The sequence below is a fragment of the Edaphobacter bradus genome, assembly GCF_025685645.1.
GTDB classification, from domain to species: domain Bacteria; phylum Acidobacteriota; class Terriglobia; order Terriglobales; family Acidobacteriaceae; genus Edaphobacter; species Edaphobacter bradus.
Genome location: NZ_JAGSYF010000004.1, coordinates 192,422 through 212,399 on the forward strand (window position 1 = coordinate 192,422; position 19,978 = coordinate 212,399).

Consider the following 19,978-nt stretch of genomic DNA (forward strand, 5'->3'; position numbering starts at 1 on the left):
GACCTGTTCTCCATGCGCCTCTTATACCGCAGCTGCTGGCCCGGTAAAGGCGGCGGACCATCCCATTAGTAGTAATTCTGTAGTCACTGCGGCGTGATGATTCCTCCTACGGGGAGGCTTGTGGGCAGGGTTCCTGGTCGGCGGAGGTGCATGGCCTCGGCGGTCATGTCGGTGTACTTTAGGCCGGCTCCGGTGTTGAAGAGGACGACCTTGTCGGTTGGCTTGAGCTCGCCTGAGGCGAGGAGCTGGTCGTAGGCGGCGGTGGCGGCGGCTCCTTCGGGTGAAAGGAAGATGCCTTCGTGTTTCGCCCAGTCGAGGATGCTGGCAAGTATCTTCTCGTCGTCGGTGGCGATGGCTTTGCCGCCGGACTGGGCGAGGATGTCGAGGATGATGTAGTCGCCGTAGGGCTTGGGGACGCGGAGTCCGGCGGCGAAGGTGGCGGCGTTCTGGAAGAACTCGCTGGCGGGCTTGTGTTCGTCGAAGGCTTTGACGACGGGAGCGCAGCCGGAGGCTTGGAGGGCGTACATCTTTGGACGTTTGCCAGAGACCCAGCCGAGGGCTTCCATCTCTTCGAAGGCCTTCCACATGCCGATGAGGCCTACGCCTCCGCCGGTGGGGTAGAAGACGGCGTCGGGGTAGGTCCAGCCGAGCTGTTCGACTAGCTCGTAGCCCATGGTTTTCTTGCCCTCGACGCGGAAGGGCTCTTTGAGGGTCGAGATGTCGAACCAGGTTTCGCTGGCGGGTGTGCCCGCTTCCTTCTGGGCCTTGATCCGCTCGCCTACGATACGGGCGCAGTCGCTGATGAGGCCGTCGACCATGGTGACGTCGGCTCCGTAGGCGATGCCTTCGACGTAGTTGGCGAAGGGAACGTCCTGGGGCATGAAGATGTGGGCCGCGATTCCGGCGGCTGCGGCATAGGCGGCGAGGGCTCCGGCGGCGTTGCCCGCCGAGGGGACGGCGAGGTGCTTGAGGCCGTAGTGCTTCGCCATGGTGACGGCGAGGCCGAGGCCGCGGGCCTTGAAGGTTCCGGTCGGGTTGGCTCCTTCTTCCTTAATGTAGAGGCTGGAGTAACGCTTGCTCTTGAGCATGGGCGTCCAGCCTTCGCCGAGCGTGACCGGGGCGACCGGATTGTCAGGCGCACCGCTGGGCAGGACGCTCGAGTAGCGCCACATGCCGAGGCTCGCCGGGCTGGCGGCGGCCCTGGCGGCTATGTCGTCGCGCTTTGCGGTCTTTTTGAGCTGGTCCATGTCGTAGTGGACGTAGAGGGAGCCGGCGCAGACGGGGCAGAGCGTCTGCGGGGTGTCAGCCGAGACGTGGTGGTGGCAGCGAGAGCACTCGAGATAGGCGATTGTGGGCATAAGTTTCCATCGTACTAAACTGCTGTCCCCTCCACTGGTGTGGAATTGCGTAAAGAATTCATTGCAAGCACTTTATGCGTGGACTTCCCCTGTAAAGTATTCAATTCAAATGCCTTATGGGTAAAGTATTACAAATAAGCGGGTTGTTGGATTGAATGAGAGAGCCCCGGATTTGGCCGGGGCTTTCTGTTTCCTGTCTGTTTCTATTTTAGCGGGTTGATGGGAACTACTCTGCCACTTGGAAGTTGTTTGTTTTGATTGGGTTGGGTGGTTTGGGGGCTTGACAGGATTTCTGTGGAAATCTGGGGGAAGCGGGTTGCGAGTCAGCGGGTTAGTAAAAAGCAAAAGCAGATCCCCCGTTCGACTTCGCTCGGGGCAGGCTATTCGGGATGACAACAAGAAAAGCAAAGGCGAACGCGAAGGACGCAAAGGGAACGCAGAGTGCGCGAAGGTAACGACGGAAAAGCGAAGCCCACGCCGCTTGGTTGGGCGTGGGCTTTTGTGTCTAAGCGTGTATCCGGTTAGTCGATGGAGATCTTGCGCAGGAGTTTGAAGTCGGAGAGCATTTTGCCGGTTCCGAGGACGACGGAGGCCAGGGGGTCGTCGGCGATCGAGACGGGCAGGCCGGTTTCTTCGCGGATGCGGCGGTCGAGGTTCTTGATGAGGGCGCCGCCGCCGGTGAGGACGATACCGCGGTCGGAGATGTCGGCGGAGAGCTCGGGCGGGGTGCGCTCGAGGGCAACTCGAATGGCGTTGATGATTGTGGCAATGCACTCTGAGAGGGCTTCGCGGATCTCGGAGTCGTCGATAGTGATGGTCTTGGGTACGCCCTCGATGAGGTTGCGGCCCTTGACCTCCATCGAGAGCGGCTTGTCGAGCGGGTAGGCGGAGCCGAGTTGCATCTTGATCTGCTCGCCGGTGCGCTCGCCGATGAGGAGGTTGTACTTGCGCTTGAGGTAGGTGATGACGGCCTCGTCCATCTGGTTGCCGGCCATGCGGACGGAGCGGGAGTAGACGATTCCGGCGAGCGAGATGACGGCGATGTCGGTTGTGCCTCCACCGATGTCAACGACCATGTTTCCGCCGGGCTCGGTGATGGGAAGGCCGGCGCCGATGGCGGCGACCATGGCCTGTTCAACGAGGTGAACTTCGGAGGCCTTGGCGCGGTAGGCGGAGTCCATGACGGCTCGCTTTTCTACCTGGGTGATCTCAGAGGGCACGCCGATGACGATGCGGGGGTGCACCATCATCTTGCGGTTGTGCGCCTTCTGGATGAAGTAGTTCAGCATCTTCTCGGTGTGGCGGAAGTCGGCGATGACGCCGTCCTTCATGGGCTTGATGGCGACGATGTTGCCGGGGGTCCGGCCGAGCATTTCCTTAGCCTCTTTGCCGACGGCCTCAACTTCGTTGGTGACCTTGTTGACGGCGATGATGGAGGGCTCGTTGACGATGATGCCCTTGCCCGCGGCAAAGACGAGGGTGTTGGCCGTGCCGAGGTCGATGGCAAGATCGCTCGAAAAAAGGCTGAATAGGGACCGCATATTGTGGATGCGGGAGTAACGCGTCTGAAAGTTGTTGGAAGACATTCGGCTGGATCAATCCTGATGAACGAGGTATTACCGCTATTGTAAGGCCTGAGGGCAGAGGCCGCCCCAATGAGCCGCTTACGGAAGGCCACCTTATGGTTAGCACCGTTTGGATTGTGGAGCCAAGAAAATCCTGCGATTGTGCGAGGGGGAACCTGAGTGGTCAGGTTGACGTCTGGGTAGCTGAGAGAAACGGAGGCCCGCAGAGAGGGTGCCACAAGAACGTCCGGCAAGTAGATACAATCAGATGCGGAGTGTAATCAAAAATGATTATTGGTGTACCGAAGGAAGTAAAGGATCGCGAGAGCCGCGTAGGCGTAACCCCAGCCGGAGTCAAGGCGCTGGTTGAGGCCGGCCACAAGGTTCTGGTGGAGCACAATGCCGGAGCGCTCTCGGCGATGCCGGATGACGAGTATCAGGCGGCCGGAGCGGAGATTGTAGCCTCGGCGGATGACGTTTGGGCGAAGGCCGAGATGGTCGTGAAGGTGAAGGAGCCGGTCGAGGAGGAGTACAAGTACTTCCGCGAGGGCCTGGTGTTGTTTACGTACCTGCACCTTGCTCCGCTGACGGAGCTGACGAATGCTCTGCTGAAGAAGAAGGTCGTCGGCATCGCCTATGAGACGGTGGTCGACCGGTTTGGAGCGCTGCCTCTGCTGACTCCGATGAGCGAGGTCGCCGGGCGTATGAGCGTGCAGGTGGGTGCGGCATATCTGGAGAAGGAGCGTGGCGGCCGGGGCGTTCTGCTGGGCGGCGTGCCGGGAGTTCCTCCGGGGAATGTTTGCATCATCGGCGGCGGGATTGTGGGCACCAATGCGGCGAAGATGGCGCTGGGAATGGGCGCGAAGGTGACGCTGGTGGACCTGAACCTGAACCGTCTGCGCGAGCTGGACGATATCTTCAACGGGCGTGTGTTTACGCTGGCTTCGAACAGCTACAACATCGAGCGCGCGGTGAAGGATGCAGACCTGGTGATCGGCGGTGTGCTGATTCCGGGAGCTGCGGCTCCGAAGATCGTGACCAAGGCGATGGTCTCGAAGATGAAGAAGGGCGCGGTGATTGTGGACGTGGCGATCGACCAGGGCGGTTGCATCGAGACGGCGCATCCGACGACGCACAGCAATCCGTCGTACGAGGTGGATGGTGTGGTGCACTACTGCGTGACGAACATGCCGGCGGCAGTTCCGAATACTTCGACGCTGGCGCTGACCAATGCTACGTTTCCGTATGTGCTGAAGATTGCGAAGGTAGGCGCGAAGGCGGCGATCAAGGAAGACAATGGGATCGCTGAGGGCGTGAATACCTACGACGGCGTGCTGACCTACGGCGCTGTGGCTGCGGCGCAGAAGCGTGAGTGGAAGAGCGTGGCGGAGCTGGTTTAGCCCAGGAGCGCGGAGATGGCAGCGAGCGAGAACAGGCGGAAGTTGCTGAGCATTGCGTTGGGAACTTGCCTGCTTGTGGTGTTCGCCGCTCTCGCCACGCTGAACGCTTTCAATAAGCGGTTTCTGGATCCGGATACGACGGGAGAGATCTTCGTCTACACGGGTCTTTCGGTCGTAGCGTTTCTGCTGTTTGTAGCCGTGCTGGTTCTGCTGGTCCGCAATGTGCTGAAGCTGTATGCGGACCAGCGCAGCCGGGTGATGGGGACGCGGCTGCGGACGAGGATGCTGTGGGGAGCGGTGCTGGTGAGCCTGCTGCCGCTGGCGTTTATGTTCGCCTTCAGCTACCTGTTGATGAATCGCGCCGTGGACCGGTGGTTCTCGCAGCCGGTGACGGAGATGCGCGACTCAAGCAACCGGATGGCGTTTGAGCTCTCCCGCTATACGGCGGCGAACGCGCGGGCAGAGGCCGAGTCGATCGCGATGAGTTTTCCGGACTTCGGCGGCGCTGCCGGGCCGGTGACACAGAAAGACCGGAACCGGATCGAGGCGGTTCTGCGCCAGCATGAGATTACTTTGCAGGGGGGATTCGCGGCGGTCTACCAGGACCGCGGCGAGGTGGCGTCGTTTCAGATGCCGCGGCGCGATGGCACGAAGACGCAGGTGAAGAGCTGGCTGCCGGAGGCGAACTCCGGCGAGGACAGCGAAGGGGCGGCCGCACCTGCCCATGACAATCGAGTGGTGGGCGAGCCGACTGACGCTGCGATTCTGACGACGGCGCAACGCTCGGACGAACCGGTGTTCAGCGTGGGCGATACAGATTATGCGCTGGGCCTGGCGACAGCGAAGCCTGGGGTTACGGTCGTGGTTGGCGTGCCGATGCCGCGCGGCATGGCAGAGACGATGACCAATCTGCGCAAAGCGGCGGACGCTTACTGGACGCTGTTTCGCAGCCGGCGGCAGCTGAGAAATCTGTACATGCTCCTGCTGCTGATGATGACGGGCCTGGCGCTGTTTTCGACCAGCTGGCTGGCGCTGCATCTCTCCAAGCAGGTGACGAAGCCGGTGGAGTCGCTGGCCGATGCAATGGAGGCGATTGCGGCGGGAGACTATGGGCATCGCGTGAAGGAGAGCGCGACGGAGGAACTGGGCGAGCTGGTGCGCAGCTTCAACCACATGGCGGCGGACCTTGAGGGGAGCCGGCGCGCGGTGGAAGCGTCAACGGTGCAGTTGAGCGCGGCGAATACGGCACTGGAGGCCCGGCGGAGCGAGCTAGAGACGATGCTGGAGACGATTCCGAATGGCGTGGCGACGCTGGACCAGAATCGGCGGATCATTCTGGCGAATCGCGCGCTGGGCGAGATGCTCGATCCGGGAGGGCAGCGGCCGTTTCTGGGGCTGATGATGGAAGTGGCGTTCCCGGTGGAGCTTGCCGAGGTGTTGGACCGGCTGATCGGGCGCAGTCACAGGATGGGCTCGGCTTCGAGCGAGATCGAGATGACGAGCGGCAGCGACCGCTTTGGCGGGACGTTGAATCTGCTGGCGACGGTGGCGCTGCTTGAGACTCCGGCGAGCAACGAAGGCATGCGCCGCGAGCACAGGGGATACGTGATTGTGCTGGAGAACGCGACGGAGCTGCTGCGGGCTCAGAAACAGTCGGCGTGGAAGGAAGTGGCGCGCAGGGTTGCGCACGAGATCAAGAATCCGCTGACGCCGATCGGGTTGAGCGCGGAGCAGATTCGGCGGCATATCGACCGGCTGAGCGAGACCCTGGGATTTCATCAGATTGAGTCGCCTTCGCCGGTGGTGATCCGGCGCTGCAGCGAGGTGATCAGCTCGTCGGTGGAGACGATGCGCGCGTTGGTGGACCAGTTCTCGGCGCTGGCGGAGTTTCCGACGGCACGGCCGCGGCCCGCAGATTTGAACACGATTGCGGAGAACTCGCTGGCGATGTTCGCGGGCAGGCTTCAGAACATTCGCATCGTGCGGAAGATGGCGACGAACCTGCCGCTGGTGATGGCCGATCCGGAGGCGCTGAAGCGCGCGCTTGGCAACCTGATCGACAACGCCGCGGAGGCGATGCAGAACAGCCTGCTACGTGAACTGCGAATCGAGACGTCCCTGCTGGACAATGGCATGGTGGAGCTGACGGTTGCAGATACAGGCTCGGGGCTGACCGATGCAATGAAGGAGCGGCTGTTTCTGCCGTACTTCTCGACGAAGCAGCGAGGCACCGGGCTGGGGCTGGCGATTGCGGCGAAGATCGTTCAGGAGCACCAGGGGACGATTCGCGCGGAGAAGAATGTTCCGGCAGGAGCGAAGTTCATCATCGAGCTGCGCCCGGCGAGCGCGATGGACAGTGATTCGGAAGCGGGCGCGGTGGGCATGAGTGCGAGTGATGGCGGAGGGGTGGCTTGAATCATGTACTGATCGTCGATGACGAGGCGGAGATCCGCGAGTCTCTGGAAGGGATTCTGCGCGAGGAAGGGTACATCGTCACCACGAGCGCGACGGCGACTGAGGCGCTGGAACTGGTGCGCGATGCAGCTTACGACGTCGTTCTGCTGGATATCTGGCTGCCGGACCGCGATGGACTGGAGACGCTGGGAGAGATTCGCGCGATGGATACCGCGAATGCGCCCGAGGTCGTGATCATCAGCGGGCACGGCACGATTGAGTCCGCGGTGCGGGCGACGAAGCTGGGCGCGTATGACTTTCTGGAGAAGCCGCTGTCGCTCGATCGCACGCTGATTGTGCTGAAGAACGCGATGAAGGCGCGGCAGATGCGCGAGGACAACCAGGAGTTGATGCGTCAGCTCGCGGTTAAGGGAACCGTGACGGGACAGAGCGTAGCGATGAAGGCGCTCAGGCAGCAGATCAAGCTGATGGCTCCGACGAACGGGCGCGTGCTGATCTTCGGAGAGAGCGGGACGGGCAAGGAGCTGATCGGGCGCGCGATGCATGCGGCGAGCCTGCGCAAGGAGCGGCCGTTTGTAGAGTTGAACTGCGCTGCGATTCCCGAGGACTATATCGAGAGCGAGCTGTTTGGGTACCGGCATGGGGCTGCGCCTTCCGGGGCCAATGCGCCTAACGAGAAGCGTGGGACGTTTGAGCGGGCCGATGGCGGGACTTTGTTTCTGGATGAAGTGGGTGACATGAGCCTGAAGACGCAGGCGAAGGTCTTGCGCACTCTGGATGAGCAGAGGATTCTTCCGGTAGGCGCGACCCATCCGATTCATGTGGATGTGCGGGTGATCGCGGCTACGAACAAGGATCTGGAGGAGGAGATCGGGCGCGGGAACTTTCGCGAAGACCTCTTCTACCGGCTGAATGTGATTCCGTTTTACGTTCCTCCGCTGCGCGATCGCAAGGAAGACATTCCGCTGTTGGTGAAAGAGTTTCTGGCGGAGTTTGGCCAGCAGTATGGGCGGCCGCATGTGGAGATGACAGAGGACGCTCTGAGTGCGCTCAGGCAATACCACTGGCCGGGCAATGTTCGCGAACTGCGCAACCTGGTGGAGCGGGTGTTGATTCTGAACCCAAAGGTGCACCGCATCGAGCGCAAGCACCTGCCGATGCTGGTGTATCGGGGGCCGAAGCTGACGGAGTCGGGAAAGATCAACACGAAGACCGAGGAGTTCTCAAGCCTGGTCGAGGCTCGTGAGGCTTACGAGCGGGATTTTATTCTGAAGAAGCTGGATGAGGTCCACGGGAATGTGAGCCGCGCGGCGGAAGGGCTTGGGCTGGAGCGGAGCCATCTTTACCGGAAGATGAAGGCACTGGGTGTGACGGTGAAGGAGTAGGGTTGCTGCTTCGCTTCCGAATGACACTGCGGCTTCAGGGTAGAAGCCGCAGGCGGTAGCGGACGGTTCCTGTCTCGTGCCCGGGACCGTCGAAGGTGAGGCCGCACTTTTCCATGACGCGGATGGAGCCGGGCAGGGATGGAATGGTATCGGCGGTGATGCTGGTGATGCGCGGGTCCTGGCGAAGGAATTCGATCAAGGCTTTGATTGCTTCGGTGGCGATGCCTTGTCCTTCGAAGGCTGGGAGCAGGGAGTAGCCGATCTCGCACTCGACGGGAGGGTCGGTATGCGAGTGGGCTCCACAGCTGCCGACGAGGATGCGCGTTCCGTCGAGATGGTTGAGGACGATGTAACGCGGCCAGCCGAGCTGATCGGGAAAGTGCTCGAACTGGGAGAGCATGTAGTCGAAGACGTGGGTCTCCCAGTAGGGAGGCGGCCAGCTCTCGGGGATGGTGGAGCGAATCTGTTCTGCGAGGCGGCGTTGGTCGGTTTGTTCGTATCTGATGAGTTCGGGGGTGACGGCGATGAGCACGAGGCGCGACGTGCAGATGTCGTCCTGGGAGACGGGCATGCAGGGTACTCCTGAATCGCTCTTGCGGGGTGGTGCTGCCCGGTAAGATGGTTTTGGCTCAATCAGCGATGCATGCAGTTCAGGAAATCAAGGGCAGGCATGAAAGTGTACCAGCTTATTGCTTCTCGTCCGTCTGGCGGGCGGCGATTTCTTCGAGCTGGCGGCGCCAGTCGAGGTCTTCGACGAAGGTGTGGGAGCTTCGCCAGTCCTGCTGGACTTTGACGAAGAGCTCGAGGAAGACGCGAGTCCCGAGGAGGGACTCGATCTCCTTGCGGGAGGCAGTGCCGATGCGCTTGAGCATCTCGCCGCCTTTGCCAATCAGAATCGCCTTTTGTCCGGTGCGCTCGCAGAAGATGGCTGCGGAGATTTTCGTGACGGGGAGCTTGCCGTCCCTGGTCTTCTTCAGCGAGGCAGGCTCTTCGTACTTTTCGATGACGACGGCGGTGGCGTAGGGGACCTCTTCGCCGGTGAGGAGGAGGATCTTCTCGCGGATGAGCTCGGCGACGAGGAAGCGCTCGGGCTGGTCGGTGAGCTGGTGCTTGGGGAAGTATCGCTGGCCCTCTTGGAGGTGCGCGACGGTCTTGTCGAGCAGAAGCTCCAGGCCCTCTTTCTTGCGGGCAGAGATGGGGATCACGTCGGCGAAGGTGTGGAGTGAGGACCAGTGTGCGATGAGAGGGAGGAGGTCAGCTTTGGGGACAGCGTCGATCTTGTTGAGGACGAGGATGACTGGGCAGTCGAGCTTTTTGACGAGCGCGAGGGCGAAGTCGTCCTCGGCGGAGGAGAGGGCGCGGCGCGAGGCGGCGTGGGCGTTGCTCTCCTTGCCGGACGGCGAGGGAAGGCGGTGGGTGGCGTCGACGATGAAGAGGACGGCGTCGCGGGACTCGAGGGCGTCGTGGACCTCCTGCATCATGCGGCGGTCGAGCTGAGAGGTGGGCTTGTGGACGCCGGGGGTATCGACGAGGACGATCTGCGCGGCGGGATGGCCGGGGTCGGTCTTCGTCTTCTTGCGCAGAGGAAGTTCGAGGACTCCCTGGATGCGGGTTCGCGTCGTCTGGGGCTTGTGGGTGACGATGGCGAGCTTCTGCCCGAGGAGGGCGTTCAGGAGCGTGGATTTGCCGGCGTTGGGCCGGCCGATGATGGAGACGAAGCCAGAGCGGAAAGACATTCCTTTTATTATGCGCTGCCTGGAAGATGGCTGCCGGTGAAGGCGTGGGAGGCTCAGGCTGGATTTCGGGAATTGCGAAAGATGCACCAAGGCTGCCACGCTGCGAATCGAGCCTTCTCGCGGGATAATAGAAGTGGCGCATGGAATCCTTCTTTACGCGGTACAAGAACGTGTTGGTGCTGGTGGTTGTGCTGCTGGTGCAGACGATCGCGCTCGCCATTCAGGTGAAGCGGCCGGTGGAGTCTGGCGCGCCTGACGGCAACAATGTGACGCTGCTGCGGCACTGGGTCGTGGCGGTGATGACGCCTGCTGAGCGCTTTTTTCATGGGATAGGACATGGCGTACGCGGAGGATGGTCGAACTATGTGGACCTGCGGCGCACGCGGCAGCAGAACCGCGAGCTGACGGACGAAGTGGCGCGACTGCGGCTGGAGGAGGCAGAGCTGGCCGAGGACGCCATGCAAGGCCATAGACTGCAGTCGCTGCTGAGCTTCCAGCATCACTACGTGGCGTCGACTGTTGCGGCGCAGGTGATCGGGAGCAGCGGCTCGGATATGTCGCGGGTGCTGTATCTCGACAAGGGAGCGAAGGACGGACTGAAGCCGGACCAGGCAGTGATTACTCCGGATGGGATTGTGGGTAAGCTGCGGGATGTGTTTCCTCGGACCGCGCAGGTGCTGCTGATCAACGATTCCACATCGGGGGCGGGAGTACTGCTGGAGACGACGCGCATCCGGGGGATTCTGCGCGGTAGTCTCGGCGGGGCGATCCAGATCAACAACCTGACGGCGGATGCGCGGATCAAGCCGGGCGAGCAAGTGCTGACGTCGGGAGGCGATCAGGTGTTTCCGCGGGGGCTGCGAGTCGGGACCATCGAGTCGATTACGCCGGACCCGGATCATCAGCCGTATACGCTGATTCGCGTGAAGCCGGCAGTGAACCTCTTTCAACTGGAGGAGGTTCTGGTGATTACGGGAACACAGCCCGATCTTCCGGCGGAGTCGCAGAAGGACCTCGCACAGGGGCTTAAGACCGCGCAGGAGCAGGCCGCGGCCAAGACGGCTGCCGATGAAGCCGCGGCGGAGGCGGCGGCACGTACGACCGCGTCGCAGATCGTCGCAGAGCGGCTGCCGAGTCTGAACAACGGCCAGGATGCTAACGTCGCCAAGACGCCCGCAGGGGCAACTCCCGGAGGGACGGTTCCAAAGCCGCGGCCTACACTGCATCCGGACCGTTACACGCCTGGGGCGACGCCGCCTGCGTCTTCGCTCACTCCCGGCGGGGCGACCCCGGCTCCTCCCGCGCCGACAGTACACGACGAGGAACCCTCCTCGCAACGCAAGCCGCAGCCACAACCGGCGAACCAGGATAATTAGTCGCAACGATGCCCAGCCTCAGCTATACGTCACGCAGAGAACTCGAGGAGCACAGCTTCCCGCCAGCGGTCACGCTGCTGGTTCCGGTGGCAGCGATTCTGCTGCAGGTACTGATTACGAAGCTCTCGTGGCGGATGGGGATCGTCGATCTTCCGCTGCTGGTGGCAATCTTCTTTGCGGTCTCTCGGCGCAACCCGATGGCCGGGACGCTGACGGGGATGCTGATCGGGTTGTTGCAGGATGCGCTGACCGCTCAGCCGATTGGCGTGAACGGAATGGCGAAGTCGGTGATCGGGTACATCGCGGCGAGCATCGGCGTGCAGGTGGATGTGGAGAACCTGACGACCCGGGTGCTGATCAACTTTGGATTTTCGCTTCTGAACAGCGTGCTGTTGTTTCTGATCAACCGCCGGTTGCTGGACAACGCGGACTTTCACCTCCTCTGGCTGCATGAGTTGCTCCGCGCGCTGGTGAATACGCTGGTCGCGGTGCCGTTATTTTTGCTGCTGGATCGAACAAGGCGCATTGACTAAGGGGATTTTGGTACGTCGAACAGACGTACGTAGACTAAAGGCTGGATGGAACTGGCTCCCCAATACGAAGAGCAGGTTGGAGCGAACGGCAAGGCCGAGAAGCTTCCTGCGAACAAGCTGAACGCGGCGCAGTACCTGGTGGCGCTGGTGCTGGTGGTGTTGAGCGCCGGGCTGTGGCGGCTGCAGGTGCTGGGAGCGGACAACTTTCGCGCGCTGGCTGAGGCGAACCGCGTCCGCAAGGTCCCGGTACTGGCTCCGCGGGGGAGGCTGTTTGACCGCGAGGGGCGGCTGCTGGTGGACAACTATCCTTCGGTCTCGTGCTTTCTGCTGCGGGAGCAGGTGAAGGACCTGAACGCGGACCTGCCGCTGATTTCGCAGGGGTTGCACATTCCGGAGGAACAGATTCTGGCAGCACTGCGGCACTACCAGAGCGCGCCGAAGTATCAGCCGATTCCGCTGAAGCAGGACATCACGCCGGACGAGCAGGCGTTCATTGCGGCGCACACGTCGGAGCTTCCGGAGCTGGAGACGCTGGATGAGCAGCGGCGGCTGTATCCGCGAGACGGCTTTGCGGCTCACCTGATCGGATATGTGGGTGAGATCTCCGAGGACGACCTGAACAAGCCGAAGTATGCCTTCTACCAGCCCGGCGATGTGGTGGGGAAGTCGGGCGTGGAGGAGACCTACGACGCTCTGCTGCGCGGGGTCGATGGCAGCCGCGATGTGATCGTGAACTCGCACGGCAAGGAGATCGGACACCTGGGGCAGACGCTGGCCCAGCCCGGGCAGGACCTGAAGCTGACGATCGACCTCGATGTCCAGATGGCGGCCGAGAAGGCGATGGAGGGCAAGACCGGGGCGATGGTGGCGCTCGATCCGCACACGGGGGAGATTCTGGCGCTGGTGTCGCGGCCGACGTTCGATCCGAACCAGTTTTCCGTGCGAGTCTCGAAGAGCTACTGGAACGAGATCATCAACAACCCGGACCATCCGCTGCTGGATAAGGCGATTCAGGCGCAGTTGGCTCCGGGATCGACGTTCAAGATCATCATGTCGTATGCAGGACTGCAGGAGAATGCGGCACAGGACATGCATGTGATGTGCAGCGGCGGGGCATCTTTCTACGGACACTTCTTTGCCTGCGATAAACGTCACGGCATGGTGGATATCGAGCATGCGATTCCGTGGTCGTGCGATACGTTCTACTACACGCTCGCGAACAAGTTGGGGATCGATACGATTTCGAAGTATGCGACCGACCTTGGTCTCTCGCAGCGGACCGGAGTTGACCTGCCGGATGAGGTTACGGGCACGATGCCTTCGACGGCGTGGAAGATGAAAAACTTCCATGAGAAGTGGTATGCCGGCGAGGTGATCTCGGTGGGGATCGGGCAGGGCGCGGTGGCGGTGACTCCGATCCAACTGGCGCGGGCGATCGGGGGGATTGCTTCGGGAGGCGCTCTGCGCAGGCCGCATCTGGTGTTTCCGGATGAGGTGCCGGCTGAGGAGCTTCAGGCGGTTCACGAGACGTTTCCGGGGTCGGGCGATAAGACGGTTCAGCTCTCGACGGCAAACTGGCAGTTGATCACCGATGCCATGGCTCAGACGACGATCAGCGGGACGGCGGCCCCGGCGCATCTGGAAGGTATCGACTTTGCGGGAAAGACCGGCACGGCGCAGGTTGTGAGCCACAGCGCAGGCATGACCAGCCTGGGAACTGGAAAAGAGCGCGCCAACGCATGGTTCGTCGGTATGGCGCCGCGGCGAAACCCAGACATTGTCGTTGCGGTGCTGTGGGAGCACGGCGGATGGGGGGCCGGCTCCGCGCCCGTCGCCGCGCAGGTGATCAATGCGTTCGTAGAAAAGCAGCGGAAGCGGGCGAACAATCTGCGGATCGCGGAGACTCCCACGGTAACGCAGACGGCAACGGCAGAGCCGACGCCTGCACCTCAAAAGGACACCACGAACTAAGGCTTAACTGAGGCTAAACTAGCGACAAACATGCAGCGTCTCTCCTCCTACCGCGATTTTGACTGGGTTCTACTCGCCTTTGTGATGGTGTTGTCGGTCATCAGCGTGCTTGAGATCAAGTCGGCGACATTGCATACGAAGTTCCATGGGTTCGATCAGAAGCAGATCGAGTTTCTGGCCGCCGGCCTTGTGCTGATGTTTCTGATCTCCATGATCGACTACCATCGACTGCTGGATATTGTGCCGTGGGCGTACGGAATCAGCATTCTTTCTCTGCTGGTGGTAAAAGTCGCCGGGCAGAAGGTCCTTGGCGCGAGACGGTGGATCAACCTGGGCGGCGGCGTTCACTTTCAGCCGTCGGAGTGGGTGAAGTTGGTGCTGATCATCGCGGTGGCGCGGTACTTCTGGAACCTGAGCGGCAAGGAGCTGACGTGGGTCGATATCGGGAAGGCGTTTGCCCTGGTGGGAATCCCGATGGTGCTGGTGCTTACCCAGCCGGACCTTGGTACAGCCCTGACGTATTTCCCAGTGATGGTCTGCGGGCTGTTTCTGGGTGGGATTCGTCTGCGTCAGGTCGGAATCATTCTTCTGGCGCTCGCGCTGGTGGGCGGGCTTGCGTGGAAGAGCGGCAAGCGGCTGAAGCCCTACCAGCAGGCGCGCATCAATGCGTTCATCGATCCCGACTCCGACCCGAAAGGTTCCGGCTACCAGATACGGCAGTCACTGATTGCTGTGGGCTCCGGGGGGATCTGGGGCAAGGGAGCGAATAAAGGCACGCAGACGCAGGGCGACTTTCTGCCCATCCCCTACACGGACTTCATCTTTGCGGCCTTCTGCGAGGAGCATGGTTTTGTTGGCGCGCTTGGAGTGCTGCTGCTGTACTTTTTGATCCTGATGCGGCTAATCCAGAATGCGCAGACGGCCTCGGACCTGCCAGGGGCATATATCGTGATGGGGATCGTGGCGGTGATCATCTTCCAGATTGCGGTCAACGTGGGGATGGTCGTTGGGTTGATGCCGGTGACTGGAATTCCGCTTCCGCTGATGAGCTATGGGGGATCGTCGATCTTCTTTACTTTCCTGGCTTTCGGGATCGTGATGAACATCCGGATGAGACGGTTTGTGAACTAGCCGGACTGGTGGGGTTGGCGGCTAAGTGTCTCAAGGAAATAATGTTTCTCCGGGCTGGCCGCTGCTGAGGCTTTAGTGCAATACTAGAGACAGAACCTGACAGGCTGTAGATGCCACGTCAGTGTTCCATCCCGCTACTTCAGGCGCAGGGCGCCAGACAGCGGCAACAAGATTTGAAGAAAAGGCCGGCCAGGCGAGAGACATCGATCCCGTTGGCCGGACAGGTTTCAGGTAAATGAGAGCATCCGGATGGCAAACGGCCCCGCCTCAAATGATTGATTTTGAGGTTGTTCTGGTCACCAAGTCCGCATGCCTGCAGCAGTGCCTCGAAGGTTTCTCTGATGGTCCCGATATCTGCAGTGTTCCGCCCGCTGATTCAGCGCGCGCCCGGGTTGAGTTGTACTCCTACACTTCGCGTCGGTCATCGCTTCCTCGAGCTTTCGCATCCTGCATCCTGTCCGCACCCCCGGGTGAGCGTTAACTAGCTCTCCGATCGTCTCTCTGCCTCGTCTGCCGCCGCGATTCTCACAAATGGGGATCGGGCAGAAAGAGCAGAAGCAATGTCGAAGGAAATCTATATCTCCAGCACGCCGCATGAGACGCGGCTTGCAATCGTCGAAGACGACGCACTCGCTGAGATCTATTACGAGCGAGAGAACGAATACACCTTGGCCGGGTCGATCTACAAAGGCCGCGTAACCCGCGTGCTGCCCGGTATGCAGTCCAGCTTTGTGGACATAGGACTGGACCGCGATGCATTCCTGTACATCACGGACTTTATGGAGGAGGCCGGAGACTCGGCCGACTTCGAGGGCAACGGCGACGGACAGCGCTCCGGCCGCCGCGATGGCCGTGGCGACCGCAATCGCGAGCCCGCGACCCTGGAAGGGACAACGGGCGAGGAGGGCCGCGAGCGCGGCGGACGTGGCCGTCGTGACCGAAGAGACCGGGGCGGAAACCGCCAGGCGATACCGGAGTATTCGCAGACCCCGGAGGGACAGGGGCCGCAAGGCGAAGAGGAGTTTGCCCAGCCCTCTGAGGCCGAGTCGGGCGAGGCGCTGACCGAGCGCGCAGAGGGAGCCGGTGAGGCTGCCGCTGCTCCTGAGGGAGGCCGCCGCTGGCGTGGCCGTCGTGGCCGCCGTCGTGGACGTGGCGGCAATCGCGACGAGGCTCGGCAGGAGGCTGGCAGCGCGGAATCGACCCCTGCGCCTGACTTGATCGGCGATGCGGATGAACCGGCCCTTGAAATTGATGGCTCAGCGGAGCAGACCGCTTCGCCTGAGTCCGCTGCCGGGGCTGAGGACGAATTCCATGAGAGCTTCAGCCGCAGGCCGCGTGGAGACGACGGACGAGATGACCGCAATCGCGGAGATCGTGACCGGGGCGGACGAGATCGCGACCGTGGAGGCCGACGCATTCCGCGAGGTTTTGCTCCCAGGGCGTCGTTCTACGGCGTGGGCAACTCTCCCGCCGACGAGGGGACGCAGGAAGGCACAGAAGCGGCCCATGAGCCGATTGTGCTTCCGGGCGAGTCGCTCTCGAAGTATCGCAGCGGTGGAGAGCAGCAGGCAGCGCCGGCTCCGAAGGCGGCTGCTCCCACTGTGATTGTGCCCAGCGCGCCCAGCTATGAGATTCCGGCGGGATGGGATGGGGGCTCCGTGCTTCCCGGAGAGACACTTTCGCGCCACCGGCGCTCGGAGCCTCGGCAGGAGAGCCAACCGGTCGTTGAGGAACCGGCGGCCAGCGTTTCGGTGGAAGCGGTGCAGGAGCATGCAGCCGTGGTGCCCGAGGTTGTCGAACCGGTTGAGTACGAGCCGACCGAGGAGGCGTCGGTCTCCTATCGTGTCGATCCGATTCCTCCGAGTGAGTTCCGCCAGGGTGCGTCCATTGAGGTTGAGCCGGAGGTTGTGCACGCGGCATTTATCGAGGTCCCGGTTACAGAGACCTTTGAAGAGCAGCACGTTTTAGAGCACGTTGTCGAGCTGGCAGCCCATGAAGTGACTACGCTTCATGCGAGCGGCGAGATGGAGTCTGAGGCGCCTGTTGTCGATCTGGTTGAGGCAGAGGCCGCCCAGCAGGCGTTTGAGCCTGGCACGGGCGTTGTGGAAGTGGAAGAGGAGATTGTCGAGGAGGAGGACTTTCAGACGACGACGCTTCACGCCAGCTCGATTGAGGAGCTTGATGATCTCGACGAAGAGGAGACGCTTGAGGGCGCGGCCGATCTCGGCTCGATGATCCGCGAGATGTCGATCGACGAGATTACGCGCGTGGGCGACGGCGACGAGGAAGAAGATGACTTCATCGAAGAAGACTCAATCCACGGCCACCACGACGTTCTGGATGAGGCGGTCGAAGAGGGCGAAGAGCTTGACGAGTCCGACGAGACTGAAGACGAAGTCGCGCACGACGAAGATCGCGAAGGGTACGCCGAGGCGGGCGAGGGTGACGGCGCGGCTCCTGCGGAGCGGCGCGACTATGACCGTGGGGGTGACCGTGGACGCGGGCGTGGACGGCGCGATGGGCGTCGTGGCGATCGTGGACGGGGACGACACAACGGCTCGGGCGACCGTGAGCGTACCGGAGGGCGTGATCGCCGCGGAGTACGCAACTCTGTTCAGGCGACGAATCTGCCGGCGATCAGCGAACTGCTGAAGCCGGGGCAAGAGGTCCTGGTACAGATCGCGAAGGAGCCGATTGCCAAGAAGGGCGCGCGCATCACCTCGCACATTGCTTTGCCTGGGCGATTCCTGGTGTTTATGCCGACGGTGAATCATACGGGCGTCTCACGCAAGATCGAGTCGGATGGTGAGCGGCGGCGGCTGAAGGAGATTCTGCTCTCGGAGAAGGGAGATGCGGCGGGCGGCTTTATCGTTCGCACGGCGGCCTCGGGAGCGAGCGAAGAGGAGCTGCGGAGCGACCTGCGCTTCCTGCTGAATCTGTGGAGCGACATCAAGCAGCGGTCGGACAGCTCGAAGGCCCCGGCGCTGATCTATCACGACCTGAACCTTGTCGAGCGCGTGCTGCGCGACCAGGTGACGGACAACTTCTCGGCGATCTGGGTTGATTCGGAGGAGAATTACGAGCGCATTCTGCGCTTCCTGCAGCGCTTCCAGCCGAGCCTGATTCGTCGCGTGAAACTCTACACCAAGGAGATGCCGCTGTTTGAGCAGTTCGGTATCACCGAGGAGATCAACAAGGCGCTGCGCTCGAAGGTGTGGCTGAAATCCGGCGGGTCGATTGTGATCAACCAGACCGAGGCGCTGGTCGCGATCGACATCAACACGGGCAAGTATGTCGGCAAGACGGCGCGGCTCGAAGATACGATCGTGAAGACAAACCTCGATGCGATTCCTGAGATTGTGCGGCAGATCCGCCTGCGCGATCTGGGCGGCATCATCATCATCGACTTCATCGATATGGATGAGCGCAAGAACCGCAACCGCGTGATGGCCGCACTCGAAGAGGAGCTGAAGCACGACCGGGCTCCCTCGAAGGTACTTCAGTTCAACGATTTTGGACTGGTCGCCATCACGCGCAAGAGGGTGAAGCAGTCGCTGGAGCGGACGCTGTCGACGACGTGCAACGTCTGCACCGGCACCGGCATGGTGAAGTCGCCGGTCACGGTATGCAACGACATCTACATCGAGATGCGGAAGATGACCAAGCATCTTGACCGCGGCGATGTGATGCTGCGCGTGCATCCGGATGTGGTGAAGCAGCTGAAGTCATCGACGAAGTGGCTGCAGGAGATGGAGGAGATGGTCGGCAAAACGATTCTGGTCAAGTCAGACCCGAGCCTTCACCCCGAGCAGTTCGACATTCACTAATCCTCGTGTCTCTTGCGAAGAGACCAAACTGCAGCGGGCATCATGTGTGATGCCCGCTGTAGTTTTTAAGGACGTTCTGGGCGGTGTTTCGTCATCTCGGGCTGTTGGGGGAGGGTGCCTTCGGAGTGGCCTGTCATCCGAAACAAGTATTCACAGCTCCTACACAACAAGCAGGGAGTAGTAGGGTTAGAGAGAGACAGCAAGACGCATCGTCAAGGGGAGTTACGAAGTATGCACAAGACGGTCAAATTGAACCGCGCGTTTTTCACGATTACCCGCATAGCGGCCATCTGTCTGTTTGGATCCGGAGTTACGCTGGGCCTTCAGGCGCAGCAGCCGCAGGCCGCGGACTCGCAAGACAAGGTTCTTGATCTCAGGGCTTCTCTGACAGCGCCGCTCGATCTTCCCGCGCCGAGCGACCTGAATTACAGCAGCAGCGTGGGCGCAGCGGAGACCGAGGCCGCTGAGCGCTTCAATCTGAGCGGGCGCGAGGACCAGCCGCCACCGCGCCGCAGCTATGGCCGCCGCCCGAACTACAACGACAGCTGGCACAATTCCGATGGTTCCAACAAGTACACAGTCGTTGTTGGAGGCGGCTTTACACTGCCCACCGGCGGAACCCACAACTACGCGACGACAAGCTGGAAGTTCCAGGTGGGGGGCGGTCGTAACTTCAATAAGAGATTCGGCGTCCTGCTCCAGTTCGACTACGACCGCTTCGGCATGCAGACCAGTACCCTCAACCAACAGCTCGCCCTCTACAACAGCCTCGGTGCCGGTCTTACCCAGCTCGACGGCTACGTCAAGGACTGGTCATTTACGCTCAATCCCGTATACAACGTCTATCAGTCGGATGCCGTGGGAGCTTATGTTGTAGTAGGCCTCGGCTTCTACCACAAGTACACCAGCTTTACGACTCCCGTGACTGCCACGTGCTTCGATCCGTTCTTCGGTTATTACCTATGCTCGGCCAATGCACGTGTTGATTGGTACACCAGCAATGCTTTCGGGGTGAATGGTGGAATTGGTTTCACCTATAGACTGTCACGATTTGCTAGCGAGCGCTTCTATGCGGAAGCCCGCTACGTCTGGACTAACAATCAACGCCGCCCCTACGATGTCAGCGGGACCACTTCCTATTTCAACGCCTTCCCGCAGGCCGGCGCACCAACGACGTACATTCCTGTCACCTTCGGCATTCGCTTCTAATCTTTCTTTTACCTAAAATGCGAAAGGCCCGGCGATTTGCCGGGCCTTTCGCGTTACGAGCACAACCTATCG

The 19,978-nt window shown here is 61.4% G+C and carries 13 protein-coding genes; 9 read left to right on the plus strand and 4 right to left on the minus strand.

Annotated features, from left to right (window positions below; all coding sequences use genetic code 11):
* Positions 1-83 precede the first annotated feature (83 nt).
* A complete protein-coding gene (locus OHL16_RS15795) occupies positions 84-1,358 on the minus strand; it encodes a threonine synthase (protein WP_263368147.1) in 1,275 nt (424 codons plus the stop codon).
* Positions 1,359-1,879: 521 nt separating this feature from the next.
* Complete coding sequence (locus OHL16_RS15800) at positions 1,880-2,944, minus strand: rod shape-determining protein (protein WP_317891077.1); 1,065 nt, start codon at positions 2,942-2,944, stop codon at positions 1,880-1,882.
* Positions 2,945-3,210: 266 nt separating this feature from the next.
* On the opposite strand from OHL16_RS15800, the gene ald reads away from it, so the two are divergent.
* Genes ald through OHL16_RS15815 form a run of 3 tightly spaced genes read left to right on the plus strand, consistent with a single transcriptional unit; the run spans position 3,211 to position 8,123 of the window.
* Positions 3,211-4,323, plus strand: coding sequence for an alanine dehydrogenase (ald, locus tag OHL16_RS15805; RefSeq protein ID WP_263368148.1), 1,113 nt, complete (start codon positions 3,211-3,213; stop codon positions 4,321-4,323).
* A 15-nt stretch (positions 4,324-4,338) separates the two neighbouring features.
* A complete protein-coding gene (locus OHL16_RS15810; protein ID WP_263368149.1) occupies positions 4,339-6,738 on the plus strand; it encodes a sensor histidine kinase in 2,400 nt (799 codons plus the stop codon).
* Positions 6,735-8,123, plus strand: a complete 1,389-nt coding sequence (locus OHL16_RS15815; RefSeq protein ID WP_263368150.1) for a sigma-54-dependent transcriptional regulator — start codon at positions 6,735-6,737, stop codon at positions 8,121-8,123. Before OHL16_RS15810 ends, OHL16_RS15815 begins: the two co-directional genes overlap by 4 nt.
* A gap of 34 nt (positions 8,124-8,157) precedes the next feature.
* Here OHL16_RS15815 and OHL16_RS15820 read toward each other — a convergent pair whose 3' ends face one another.
* Positions 8,158-8,694, minus strand: a complete 537-nt coding sequence (locus OHL16_RS15820; protein WP_263368151.1) for a GNAT family N-acetyltransferase — start codon at positions 8,692-8,694, stop codon at positions 8,158-8,160.
* 115 nt (positions 8,695-8,809) lie between these two features.
* The gene (gene era, locus OHL16_RS15825) at positions 8,810-9,859 is read right to left on the minus strand and encodes a GTPase Era (protein WP_263368152.1); all 1,050 of its coding nucleotides are present in this window, start codon (positions 9,857-9,859) and stop codon (positions 8,810-8,812) included.
* Positions 9,860-9,999: 140 nt separating this feature from the next.
* Between era and mreC the strand changes: the two genes are divergently transcribed.
* From mreC to OHL16_RS15855, 6 genes are all read left to right on the plus strand, one after another.
* Positions 10,000-11,235 (plus strand): rod shape-determining protein MreC, encoded by a 1,236-nt coding sequence (mreC, locus tag OHL16_RS15830; protein WP_263368153.1) that lies wholly within the window; start codon positions 10,000-10,002, stop codon positions 11,233-11,235.
* An 8-nt stretch (positions 11,236-11,243) separates the two neighbouring features.
* A complete protein-coding gene (gene mreD, locus OHL16_RS15835) occupies positions 11,244-11,768 on the plus strand; it encodes a rod shape-determining protein MreD (protein ID WP_263368154.1) in 525 nt (174 codons plus the stop codon).
* 45 nt (positions 11,769-11,813) lie between these two features.
* On the plus strand, positions 11,814-13,739 hold the full coding sequence (mrdA, locus tag OHL16_RS15840; protein ID WP_263368155.1) for a penicillin-binding protein 2: 1,926 nt from the start codon (positions 11,814-11,816) through the stop codon (positions 13,737-13,739).
* A gap of 30 nt (positions 13,740-13,769) precedes the next feature.
* Complete coding sequence (gene rodA, locus OHL16_RS15845; RefSeq protein ID WP_263368156.1) at positions 13,770-14,870, plus strand: rod shape-determining protein RodA; 1,101 nt, start codon at positions 13,770-13,772, stop codon at positions 14,868-14,870.
* A 560-nt stretch (positions 14,871-15,430) separates the two neighbouring features.
* The gene (locus OHL16_RS15850) at positions 15,431-18,697 is read left to right on the plus strand and encodes an Rne/Rng family ribonuclease (protein WP_263368157.1); all 3,267 of its coding nucleotides are present in this window, start codon (positions 15,431-15,433) and stop codon (positions 18,695-18,697) included.
* A gap of 231 nt (positions 18,698-18,928) precedes the next feature.
* Positions 18,929-19,906: an outer membrane beta-barrel protein gene (locus OHL16_RS15855; RefSeq protein ID WP_263368158.1), complete on the plus strand. Its 978-nt coding sequence runs from the start codon at positions 18,929-18,931 to the stop codon at positions 19,904-19,906.
* The last annotated feature ends 72 nt before the right edge of the window (positions 19,907-19,978 follow it).